Below are 11182 nucleotides of genomic sequence, written 5' to 3'. Positions count from 1 at the left end.
TGACCGCGCAATTGCCCGTCATCCTGGGCAAGAACATCGCGGGCGATCCCGTCATCGCCGATCTCGCGCCGATGCCGCACCTGCTCGTCGCGGGCACTACCGGCTCGGGCAAGTCGGTCGGGCTGAACTGCATGATCCTGTCGCTGCTCTACCGGCTGACGCCCGAGCAGTGCCGCATGATCATGATCGACCCGAAGATGCTCGAGTTGAGCATGTACGACGACATCCCGCACCTGCTCTCGCCCGTCGTCACCGATCCGGCAAAGGCGGTGCGCGCGCTCAAATGGGCTGTGGAGACGATGGAGGACCGCTACCGCCAGATGTCGTCGGTCGGCGTGCGCAGCCTCGCCAGCTTCAACGAGAAGGTGCGCGCTGCCAAGGCCAAGGGCTCGCCGCTCGGCCGCCGCGTCCAGACCGGCTGGGACGAGCACGGCCGCCCGGTGCACGAGGAGGAGCAGCTCGACTATGACGTGCTGCCGCAGATCGTCGTCGTCGTCGACGAGCTCGCGGACCTGATGATGACCGCGGGCAAGGAGGTCGAGTTCCTGATCCAGCGGCTCGCGCAGAAGGCGCGCGCGGCGGGCATCCACCTCATCATGGCGACGCAGCGCCCGTCGGTCGACGTCATTACCGGCGTCATCAAGGCCAACCTGCCGACGCGCATCTCCTTCCACGTCACCAGCAAGATCGACTCGCGCACCATCCTGGGTGAACAGGGCGCGGAGCAGCTGCTCGGCAAGGGCGACATGCTCTACATGCCCGGTGGCAAGGGCATCGTCCGCGTCCACGGCCCCTTCGTCAGCGACGAGGACGTGCAGGCCGTAACCGACCACTGGCGCAGCCAAGGCGCACCCGACTACATCAACTCGGTTACCGAGGAGCCGGAGCAGAGCTTCGCGTTGGACGGCGCACCGACCGGCGAGGATTCAGCCGAGGACCAGCAGTATCGCGCTGCGATCGCGCTGGTGTGTTCGAGCCAGAAGGCATCGACCTCGTGGATCCAGCGTCAGCTGCGCATCGGCTACAATTCCGCCGCGCGGCTGATCGAGCGGATGGAGAAGGATGGTGTCGTCAGCCGTCCCGATCACGTCGGCCGGCGCGAGGTGCTGCGCGACACCGACGGACAGCCGGTCTGATACCGGCGGGCGGGGCCGGCGAACCCCGCCCGTGCCACTCAGCCGAGATGCTCGGCGAAGAACGCCATCGTTCGCTCGTCGGCCTGTTTCGCCGACGCGTCCGATCGCCGCTCGCCGAACTCGGTCGCGAAGCCGTGGTCCTCGCCCGCGTAATCGTGCAGCGTGACCTTGGAATGGTCGTCCAGCCCGGCGTGCATCTTCGCCTGCGTTTCCTTGTCGACGAAGCCGTCCTCGCACGCGATGTGCAGCATCAGCGGATGCGCGATCGCGTGCTTCTCGTCCAGCAACCCGTCGACGCCGACCGCGTAATAGCCGACGCTCGCGTCGACGTCGGTGCGCGCCGCGGTCATGTAGGCGAGCCGTCCGCCCAGGCAGTAGCCGACCGCGCCGACCTTGCGCTCGCCGCTCGCGTCGCGTGCGTAGCGGATCGCCGCCTCGATATCGCGCACGCCCGCGTCCTGGTCGAACTCGCCCATCAGCGACAGTGCGCGCTGCATCTGCGGCTCGATGTCGGGATCGAGCTCGATCCCCGGCTCCAGTCGCCAGAACAGGTCGGGCGCGATCGCGAGATACCCGGCCTCGGCCAGTGTGTCGCACTTGCGCCGGATGCCGGCGTTGACGCCGAAGATCTCCTGAATGACGACGATTGCCGCCTTGGGTGTCCCCTCCGGCTCGGCGCGGTATCCCGGCATCGTCTGCCCATCCAGCGTGTCCAACGTGACGTTGCAGGTCATCCTCACACTCCATCAATTGTCGCGGCCGCTCGCACGCACCACCTGACTGCCTAGCCACCGCACCCAACGCCCGCAACGCGCCAGCGTTGCCGCGGACGCGGCGAGCGGCGCATAGAGCGACCGGGCGGGCCCGTCCGCACCCAAGTGGGAGGTTTGAGTGAAGGTCACGATCGAGGTTGATTGCACGCCCGAGGAGGCACGCCGCGCGATGGGGCTGCCCGACCTCACGCCGCTGCACGAGCATTACGTCGCGCGCATGCGCGAGGCGTTCGACGGAGGTGGCATCTCGCCCGAGATGGTCGGCGCCATGGTCAGGAACTGGGCACCGATGAACGACGCCGGCATGGATTTCTGGCGCTCTATGTTCGCTGCAGGCACCAAGCCGACGAGCTGATGGACACGATCTTCGCCGTTTCCAGCGGCCGCCCTCCGGCCGCGATCGCGGTGGTGCGTATCAGCGGTTCCGCGGCGATCGACGCCGTGCGGCGTCTAGGCGGCAGCGTGCCCGCGCCACGCCGCGCCGCACTGCGCACGTTGCGTAGCGCAGCGGGCGACCCGCTCGATCGCGCGCTGGTGCTCGTATTTCCCGGCCCCGCGACCGCGACCGGCGAGGACCTGGCCGAGCTTCACCTGCACGGTGGCCGTGCGGTGATCGCCGCGGTCGAGGCCGAACTCGGGTCCCTGCCCGGACTGCGTCCCGCGCTCGCGGGCGAGTTCACCCGCCGCGCGCTCGAACACGGCCGGCTCGATCTCGCCGAGGCGCAAGGCCTCGCCGACCTGCTCGCCGCCGAGACCGAGGCCGAGCGCAAGAGTGCGTTCGCCGCGAGCGAGGGAGAGATCAGCCGCGAAGTCGCGGGCTGGCTCGCGCAGATCGCGCACTTCTCCGCGCTGGTCGAGGCGTCGCTCGACTATAGCGACGAGGACGACGTTGCCGCGCACTCAACCGACGCAATCCGCGACGACGTCGCTCGTCTCGCCGCCGACATCGCCACCGTTCTAGCGCGCCCGACTGTCGAGCGATTGCGCGAGGGCGTGACGGTCGTCCTCGCCGGTCCGCCCAACGCGGGCAAGTCGTCACTGTTCAACGCGCTGCTCGCGCGCGACGCGGCGATCGTCACCGCGCAGGCGGGCACGACGCGCGACGTGTTGGAGGCATCGGTGCAACGCGGCGGGGCCGCGTTCGTCCTGATCGACACCGCGGGTATTCGCGGCGACACCGATGATGATATCGAGCGGATCGGCATCGCGCGGGCGGGCGACGCGATGGCGCGCGCCGACATCCTGCTCTGGCTCGGCGACCCGGATGACGCACCCGACGCTGCAATGTTCATTCACTCGCGCAGCGATGCCTCGGGTCGCCAACCCGCTCCTGCCGGCGCCCTCGCCACATCGATCACTGATCCGTCTTCGATCGAGGCCTTGTGGAATCATCTTCAGCGCGGCGCCGCAGCGATCATGCCGCCGGTCACCAGCGCGCTGCTCCACCAACAGCAGCGCGAGCGTGTCGTCCACGCGCACGCCGCGCTGATCCGGGCGACCACTGAAGCTGACCTGTTGCTGGTAGCGGAGCATCTACGCGCCGCGCGTACCGACCTGTCGTCATTGCTCGGCGTCGATGCTACGGAGGCGATGCTAGATGCATTGTTCGCGCGCTTCTGCGTTGGAAAATGAGTGTTCCACGTGAAACATTATGATGTGATCATTGTCGGCGGTGGACACGCCGGCAGCGAAGCTGCGGCCGCCGCCGCACGCCGCGGCGCCACTGTCGCCCTGCTGACCCAGCGTCCGGACCGCGTCGGCGCCATGTCGTGCAATCCATCGATTGGAGGGCTCGGCAAGGGCCATCTGGTGCGCGAGGTCGATGCGTTCGACGGGATCATGGCGCGTGCCAGCGACTCGGCCGCGATTCACCACCGGATGCTCAACCGCAGCAAGGGCTTGGCGGTGCAGGGCCCGCGCGTGCAGGCCGATCGTGGTCGCTACCTGCGCGCCGTCCAACAGCAGCTCGCCGCCTACCCGACGATCGACACGCTGGCGGGCGAAGCCGCCGAGCTGCTGCTCGACCATGGCCGCGTCGACGGCATCGTCACTGCAGAAGGTCAGACGATCCGGGCACGTGCCATCGTGCTCGCGACGGGCACCTTCCTCGGCGGTCGGCTGTTCCGCGGCAGCGAGCGTCACGAGGGGGGCCGAGTCGACGAGGCACCGGCCAACTGCCTCGGTCAGCAACTTCGCGCCGCTAGCCTGCCGATCGCCCGGCTGAAGACGGGCACGCCGCCGCGGCTCGACGGCCGCACGATCGACTGGGCGATGCTCGAGCCGCAGCCGTCCGACGCGGACGCGTGGACGATGTCGCCGATGACGTCGCGCCGAATCCTGCCGCAGGTCGCCTGCGCGATTACGCGGACCAACGCACGCACCCACGACATCATCCGCGCCGGGCTCGACGACTCGCCACTGTTCGGCGGCGCGATCGAGGGCCAGGGCCCGCGCTACTGCCCGTCGATTGAGGATAAGGTGCACCGTTTCGGCGACCGCGACGGGCATCAGATTTTCCTCGAGCCCGAGGCGCTCGACGACGCGACCGTCTATCCCAACGGCATCTCGACCTCGCTCGGCAGTGAGGTGCAGGAAGCGCTCGTCCGCTCGATCGCGGGGCTGGAGCACGCCCGCATCGTCACGCCGGGTTACGCGGTCGAATACGACTATGTCGACCCCCGCGCGCTCGACCACCATCTCGCGCTCGCCGCGATCCCCGGCCTGTTCTGCGCCGGGCAGATCAACGGCACGACCGGCTACGAGGAGGCTGCCGCGCAGGGTCTAGTCGCGGGCCTGAACGCTGCCGCCCACGCGCGCGATCTCGCACCCGCCAAGCTCGACCGAGCGAACAGCTATATCGGTGTGATGATCGACGATCTCGTCCTGCAGGGCGTTAGCGAGCCCTATCGCATGCTCACCGCTCGTGCCGAGTTCCGTCTCTCGCTGCGCGCCGACAATGCCGAGACGCGCCTCAGCGCCCTGGCCGACGAACTCGGCTGTCTCACGCCCGAGCGCCGCCGCCACATCGAGCAGCGCTCCGCCCAACGCACCCGCATTGGCGCGGGCGATCTGGGCGGCGCCTCACCCGATCTGATCCGCGAGATCGAAGAGGATCGGCGCTACGCCCCTTATCTGCTGCGGCAGAGCGAAGAGATCGCCCGCATGCGCAAGGACGAAGGCATCCCGCTCCCCGCAATCGCGACGTTGCGCGCGATCCCTGGATTGTCGAACGAGATGATCGAGCGGCTGACCGTCGCCGCGCCGCGCACCCTGGCCGAGGCATCGCGCGTACGCGGCGTTACTCCCGCCGCGCTCTCCACCCTGTGGCTCCACGCCCGCAAGCAGAAGCAGGCGTCGTGACCGAGGAGGAAGCACGTGCCTGGGCGACCGAACATTATCCGGCGGCGGTAGGTCGCCTCGAGCAGTTCGCCGCGATCGTCACGCGCGAGACCGAGCGGCAGAACCTGATCTCACCGTCGACCATCCCGCTGATCTGGTCCCGCCACGTCGTCGACTCGGCGCAGCTCGTTGCGCTCGCATCTGCCGACGCGACGCGCTGGATGGATATCGGCACCGGCGCCGGCTTCCCCGGTATCGTCGCCGCTATCCTGTTCGGGGGTCACGTGACGATGGTCGAGCCGCGCGCCAAGCGCGCACTGTTCCTGCGCGAGGTCGTCTCGACGCTCGGGCTCAACGCCACCATGGTCCAATCGCGCGTCGAGACGGTGAAGGTAGATCAGGCCGACATCATCTCCGCGCGCGCGGTTGCGACCGTCGACGCACTACTCACCATGACCGCGCATTTGCGTGGATCATTAACCACTTACCTGCTCCCACGCGGCCGGACGGGCGAGGACGAGATTGTCAAAGCGCGCGCAGGGTGGCACGGAACGTTCCACGTGGAACAGAGCATCACTGATCCCGCGTCCACGATTCTGATCGCGACAGGAGTACGCGCCCGATGTTCTGCATCGCGATAGCCAACCAGAAGGGCGGCGTCGGCAAGACCACCAGCGCGATCAACCTCGGCACCGCGCTCGCCGCATCGGGCCACCGCGTGCTGCTGATCGACGTCGACCCGCAGGGTAACGCCTCGACTGGGCTCGGCATTGGCCACGCATTGCGCACGCGGTCAAGCTACGACGTGCTGATCGACGCCGGCGGACTCGACGCCGCGGTCGTCCACACTGCGGTGCCCAAGCTCGACATCATCCCCGGCACCGTCGACCTGTCGGGCGCGGAGATCGAGTTGGTCGAACTCGACCAGCGCACCCACCGGCTCCACACCGCGCTCGAGCAGAGCCGCGGTGAGTGGGACATCGTGCTGATCGATTGCCCGCCCTCGCTCGGCCTGCTGACGATCAACGCGATGGTCGCCGCCGACGCACTGCTCGTGCCGCTGCAATGCGAGTTCTTCGCGCTCGAGGGATTGAGCCAGCTGCTCAGCACGGTCGAGCGCATCCGCTCGCGCTTCAACCCGTCGCTGTCGATCCTGGGCGTCGCGCTCACCATGTATGATCGCCGCAACCGCCTGACCGAGCAGGTGTCGACCGACGTGCGCGCCGTCCTCGGCAAGGTGGTGTTCGACACGGTGATTCCGCGCAACGTCCGCCTTTCCGAGGCGCCGAGCCACGGGCTTCCCGCGCTCATCTACGATCACCGCTGCAGCGGGTCGGAGGCTTACATGGCGCTCGCGCGCGAGTTGATCGTCCGCCTGCCCAAGGTTCAAGCGGAGGCAGCGGCGTGAGCGAGGCAGCGACGCGCCGCAACCGCGGCGGTCTCGGACGCGGGCTCGGCGCGCTGCTCGGCGACGTCGCACGCGACGAGCGCGAGGCGACCGCCAGCGGCGAGGCGCGCGCCTCCGTCCGCATGATCTCGGTCGGCGCGATCTCCCCGCACCCCGAACAGCCGCGCCGCCACTTCGACGAGACCAAGCTGGAGGAGCTCGCCGCCTCGATCGCCGAGCGCGGCATCATCCAGCCGATCGTCGTGCGCCCGCACGGCCACGGTTACCAGATCGTCGCCGGCGAGCGTCGCTGGCGCGCGGCGCAGCGCGCCCGCTTCCACGAGGTGCCCGTGGTCGTGCGCGACTACACTGACAGCGACACGCTCCAGATCGCGCTGGTGGAGAACATCCAGCGCCAGGAGCTCAACGCGATCGAGGAGGCCGAGGCGTACCAGCGGCTGCTCGGCGAGTTCGGCCACACGCAGGAAGCGCTCGCCAAAGTCGTCCACAAATCACGCAGCCACGTCGCCAACCTGCTCCGCCTGCTCGACCTACCGCCCGCGATCCAGTCGCAGGTCGTCGATGGCTCGCTGTCGATGGGCCACGCGCGCGCGATCATCACCGCGCCCGACCCCGCCGCGCTCGCCGGTCAGGTCGTCGCCAAGGGGCTGTCGGTTCGCCAGACCGAGAAACTGGCGAGCGCGGGCAAGAAGCGCCCTCGCGAGGCGAAGCGCGCCGCGGCCGAGCCGGTCGTCGGCGACACCAGCAGCGCCGATATCGCCGCGCTGGAGAACCAGCTCGCCGACCTGCTCGGGCTCAAGGTCAGGATCAGTTTCACGTCCGCGGGCAGCGGGACGATCGCGCTCGACTACAGCACGCTAGAGCAGCTCGACATGGTGTGCCAGCGATTAACCGGCGACGTCATCTGACATCACGCCGGCGCTGTCTCAGCGCCGCGTGAGCATCAGCAGCCGCTGGTCGGCGATCGTCCGACCCGCGGCACCGCGCGCCATCACCTCGCGCTCGGTCGCGCGCACGATCTCCAGCGCGCGGGTCAGCCGCGCGACGTTCCAGCGTTGCAGCGCGGCGATCGTCGTCCCCTCTTCGCGCCAGAACACGCGGAAGCGCTTCACCACCTGCCCCGCCCCCTCGCCCGCGTCGACCGCGGCGCGCATCTCGGCGAGGCTCGCCAGCCGCCGCGCCAGCGCACGCAGCCACGGGATCGGCGATGCGTCACTGCCCTCCATCGGCCGCAACGCCGCGATCAGCGCGGGTGCGTCGCCCGCGATCACCGCCTCGACGATCGGCGAGATCTCGCCCTCGTCGATCTCCGCGCCGATCTCCGCCAGGTCGCTCGCGCTCGCGTCGCGCGGGTGTTCCACGCCCGCGTCGAGGTACAGCGCCAGCTTCTCGACCTCTGACGTCATGATCGCGCGGTCGCCGTCGCTCGCGCGCACGATCCGCGCGGCCAAACCTGCGCCGAGCCGCAGCCCCTGCTCGCGCGCCAGCGTGTTGACCAGGCTCTCGGCGTTGTTGCCCTCGGGCGGGTAGCAGGCGAAGCTCATTGCTCGTGTGTGCGCGAGCGCCAGCTTGACCACGCGCCCGGTCGCCTTGACCGTCGGCGCGACCATCACGACCGGATTGCCCGCACTAGCCGCCGCGAGCAGCGCCTCGACCGCGTCGCCGCTCTCCTCGCCCGCCCCTGCAACGCGGATGAAGCGCCGCTCACCGAAGAGCGACAATGACGCCGCCTCGTCGGCTAGCCGCGCGGGATCGCTGCGCAACGTTGCGGGATCAATGTCGACGCGCTCCGCACCCTCGCCTACGCCGCGCGCGAGCCGCGCCGCGAACGCCATCGCGCCCGACTCATCGGGACCGTGGAGCAGGAACAAGCGGACATCGCCGCCGCCGCGATCGAGCGCGGCGGTCAGTTGCGCCTGCGTCGCCTTCACGGCGCTGGTTGAGCGTCGGCCTGCACGCGGCGGCGAGCGTACAGCGCCAATCGCGCAACGATCTGGTCCGCGATCACCGTCGACAGCCGCTCCAGCGCAGTGTCCTCGGCCGCGATCACCGCGTAGTCGCTCTGCACGACGTCGATGCCGACGTCCGATCCCGCGGTCTGATCGAGCACCACCGTGCCCTGCGCCGCGTCGACCAACTGGTAGCGCGCGCGCAGCGTCCGCCGCTCGCGCGTCACGCTGTTGTCGCGCCGCACGCCCAGCTCGCTGATCTGATCGTCGAGCCGCACGACCAGCCGGTACGGCGCGCCGCCACTCGACACCGCGCCCAGACGATCCTTGAGCGCGTTGGTGACCAGCCACCCCGCCTTGCCCTCGATCGGCGCAATATCGACCTGCCCGATCGCCTTGGCGACTGCGCCCGAGCTGCCGCCCGAGTAGAGCGGCTGCAAGCCGCACGCGCCCAGCGCGATCGGCGCCAGCAGCGCTGCGAGGGGAAGGAACCGCGTCACGCGACGATGTTCACGAGCCGGTCGGGCACGACGATAACCTTGCGCGGGGTCTTGCCCTCCAGCGCGCGCAGGACCTTCTCGCTCGCCAGCGCCGCCGCCTCGGCCGCGTCCTTCGCGGCACCCTTGGGCAGCACCAGCGTATCGCGCAGCTTGCCGTTGACCTGCACCGCTACCGTGACCTCATCCTCGACCAGCAGTGCCGGGTCGGCCTCGGGCCAGGCTGCGTCGGCGATGAGCCCCTGCTTACCACGCGCGGCCCAGGCTTCCTCGGCCAGGTGCGGCACCATCGGCGCCACGAGCCGCAGCAGCGTGTCGATCGCCTCCGCGCGCGATGCGGACGGCGCTGCCTTCTCGATCGCGCTGGTCAGCTCGTATAGCTTCGCCACCGCCTTGTTGAACGACAGCGCCTCGATGTCGCCCGCAATTCCTGCGATCGTCTGGTGCAGCTTGCGGTCGAGCGCGGCGTCCTGCCCGGTTGCACCGTCGGGCGCGGCATCGACCAGCCGCCACAGCCGCTGGACGAAGCGCCACGCGCCCTCGATCCCGTTCTCGCTCCACTCGAGGTCACGCTCGGGCGGCGAGTCGGACAGCATGAACCACCGCACCGCGTCCGCGCCGTACTGATCGACGATCGGTTCGGGATCGACTGTGTTCTTCTTCGACTTGGACATCTTCTCGACCCGGCCGCGCACGACGCGAATCCGGGCACCGTCCTTGGTCACAAACGACAGCGAACCGCCCTCGCCCACCGTCAGGTCGGCCGGATTGACCCACAAGGCGCTCGGCGGGCCATCGTGGTCGGGTATGTCGAGCCGGTAGGTCTCGTGCGTCACCATGCCCTGCGTGAACAGCCCGGTGAACGGCTCAGGCACGTTGAGCATGCCGACGTGCCTGAGCGCGCGCGTCCAGAAGCGCGCGTAGAGCAGGTGCAGGATCGCGTGCTCGACCCCGCCGATATATTGTCCGACCGGCAGCCAGCTCTCCGCCACGGCCTTGTCGAACGGCCGGTCACCCGGCGCGCTGGCGAAGCGGATGAAGTACCACGACGAATCGGCGAACGTGTCGAGCGTGTCGGTGTCGCGCAGCGCCTCGCCGCCACACCGCGGGCAGGCGACATGCTTCCACGTCGGATGGCGATCGAGCGGGTTGCCCGGCACGTCGAAGCTGACGTCCTCGGGCAGCACCACGGGCAACTGCTCGCGCGGCACCGGCACCTCGCCGCACGCGGCGCAGTGAATCACCGGGATCGGCGTGCCCCAGTAACGCTGGCGGCTCACGCCCCAGTCGCGCAGGCGATAAACTGTCGTTCCCTCGCCCCAGCCCGCTTCCTCGGCACGCGCGATCACCGCGCGCTTGGCGTCCTCGACGCTCATCCCGTCGAGCTCGCGCGAGTTCACCAGCATGCCGGGGCCGGTATAGGCCACGTCATCGTCGAACGCCGCATCGGTGCGATCGCCGTCCGCCACCACGCGGCGGATCGGCAGGTGGTACTTGGTCGCGAACTCGAAATCGCGGTGGTCGTGCGCGGGCACACCGAACACCGCGCCGGTGCCGTATTCCATCAGCACGAAATTGGCGATGTAGACCGGCAGCTCGCCCGCGCCCAGCGGATGCGCCGCGGTCAGCCCGGTGTCGAAGCCCAGTTTCTCCTGCGTTTCCAGCTCGGCGGCGGTGGTGCCGCCCTGTTTGCACCGCTCGATGAACGCCGCGGCTTCCGCGTCCTTTTCCGCAAGGCTCTGCGCGATCGGGTGATCCGCCGCCACCGCGACGAAGCTCGCGCCGTAGATCGTGTCGGGGCGGGTCGTGAACACTTCCACGCTGCCGGCGTCGGAGCCCATTCTGCTGGACAGCGCGAAGCGGAACCGCAATCCCTGGCTGCGCCCGATCCAGTTCTCCTGCATCAACCGGACCTTGTCCGGCCAATGCTCCAGGGTGCCGAGCCCCTCGATCAACTCGTCGGCGAATTGCGTGATCCTTAGGAACCACTGCGACAGCTTGCGCTTCTCGACCAGCGCGCCGGAGCGCCAGCCGCGCCCGTCGATCACCTGCTCGTTGGCGAGCACGGTCATGTCGACCG

At 69.2% G+C, this 11182-nt stretch carries 11 protein-coding genes; 7 read left to right on the top strand and 4 right to left on the bottom strand.

Features of this window, described 5'->3' with window-relative positions; genetic code table 11:
• A partial coding sequence (locus ACFDS6_RS15525; protein ID WP_375273015.1) for a DNA translocase FtsK occupies window positions 1–1136 on the top strand: 1136 nt, incomplete at its 5' end.
• Window positions 1137–1174: 38 nt separating this feature from the next.
• Here ACFDS6_RS15525 and ACFDS6_RS15520 read toward each other — a convergent pair.
• Window positions 1175–1870 carry a dienelactone hydrolase family protein gene (locus tag ACFDS6_RS15520; protein ID WP_375273014.1) on the bottom strand — a complete coding sequence of 232 codons (696 nt, stop codon included), beginning with the start codon at window positions 1868–1870 and terminating at the stop codon, window positions 1175–1177.
• Between the two features lie 157 nt (window positions 1871–2027).
• Between ACFDS6_RS15520 and ACFDS6_RS15515 the strand changes: the two genes are divergently transcribed.
• From ACFDS6_RS15515 to ACFDS6_RS15490, 6 genes are read left to right on the top strand one after another with little or no spacing between them, the layout of a single operon-like run.
• The gene (locus tag ACFDS6_RS15515; RefSeq protein WP_375273013.1) at window positions 2028–2264 is read left to right on the top strand and encodes a DUF6489 family protein; all 237 of its coding nucleotides are present in this window, start codon (window positions 2028–2030) and stop codon (window positions 2262–2264) included.
• Complete coding sequence (gene mnmE / locus ACFDS6_RS15510) at window positions 2264–3541, top strand: tRNA uridine-5-carboxymethylaminomethyl(34) synthesis GTPase MnmE (RefSeq protein ID WP_375273012.1); 1278 nt, start codon at window positions 2264–2266, stop codon at window positions 3539–3541. Before ACFDS6_RS15515 ends, mnmE begins: the two co-directional genes overlap by 1 nt.
• A 9-nt stretch (window positions 3542–3550) precedes the next feature.
• Complete coding sequence (gene mnmG / locus ACFDS6_RS15505) at window positions 3551–5269, top strand: tRNA uridine-5-carboxymethylaminomethyl(34) synthesis enzyme MnmG (RefSeq protein WP_375273011.1); 1719 nt, start codon at window positions 3551–3553, stop codon at window positions 5267–5269.
• A complete protein-coding gene (gene rsmG, locus ACFDS6_RS15500; protein WP_375273010.1) occupies window positions 5266–5889 on the top strand; it encodes a 16S rRNA (guanine(527)-N(7))-methyltransferase RsmG in 624 nt (207 codons plus the stop codon). The genes mnmG and rsmG overlap by 4 nt, the downstream gene beginning before the upstream one ends.
• Complete coding sequence (locus ACFDS6_RS15495; protein WP_375273009.1) at window positions 5871–6656, top strand: ParA family protein; 786 nt, start codon at window positions 5871–5873, stop codon at window positions 6654–6656. Before rsmG ends, ACFDS6_RS15495 begins: the two co-directional genes overlap by 19 nt.
• Window positions 6653–7564, top strand: a complete 912-nt coding sequence (locus tag ACFDS6_RS15490) for a ParB/RepB/Spo0J family partition protein (protein WP_375273008.1) — start codon at window positions 6653–6655, stop codon at window positions 7562–7564. The genes ACFDS6_RS15495 and ACFDS6_RS15490 overlap by 4 nt, the downstream gene beginning before the upstream one ends.
• A gap of 18 nt (window positions 7565–7582) precedes the next feature.
• Here the strand turns inward: ACFDS6_RS15490 and holA are convergent, their stop codons facing one another.
• From holA to leuS, 3 genes are all read right to left on the bottom strand, one after another.
• Complete coding sequence (gene holA / locus ACFDS6_RS15485; RefSeq protein WP_375273007.1) at window positions 7583–8587, bottom strand: DNA polymerase III subunit delta; 1005 nt, start codon at window positions 8585–8587, stop codon at window positions 7583–7585.
• Window positions 8584–9105: an LPS assembly lipoprotein LptE gene (lptE, locus tag ACFDS6_RS15480; protein ID WP_375273006.1), complete on the bottom strand. Its 522-nt coding sequence runs from the start codon at window positions 9103–9105 to the stop codon at window positions 8584–8586. The genes holA and lptE overlap by 4 nt, the downstream gene beginning before the upstream one ends.
• The coding region (gene leuS, locus ACFDS6_RS15475) for a leucine--tRNA ligase (protein WP_375273005.1) at window positions 9102–11182 on the bottom strand (2081 nt) is incomplete at its 5' end. The genes leuS and lptE, both read right to left, overlap by 4 nt.

The sequence above is a fragment of the Sphingomonas sp. genome (assembly GCF_042095875.1).
GTDB lineage: Bacteria > Pseudomonadota > Alphaproteobacteria > Sphingomonadales > Sphingomonadaceae > Sphingomonas.
Note: the sequence above shows the minus strand (reverse complement) of the source record. Positions and strands in the feature narration are given on the sequence as shown.

Coding starts and splice junctions, on each gene's coding strand:
- ACFDS6_RS15520 (WP_375273014.1), bottom strand. CDS start 1,870: ATGACCTGCAACGTCACGTTGGACACGCTGGATGGGCAGACGATGCCG.
- mnmE (WP_375273012.1), top strand. CDS start 2,264: ATGGACACGATCTTCGCCGTTTCCAGCGGCCGCCCTCCGGCCGCGATC.
- ACFDS6_RS15495 (WP_375273009.1), top strand. CDS start 5,871: ATGTTCTGCATCGCGATAGCCAACCAGAAGGGCGGCGTCGGCAAGACC.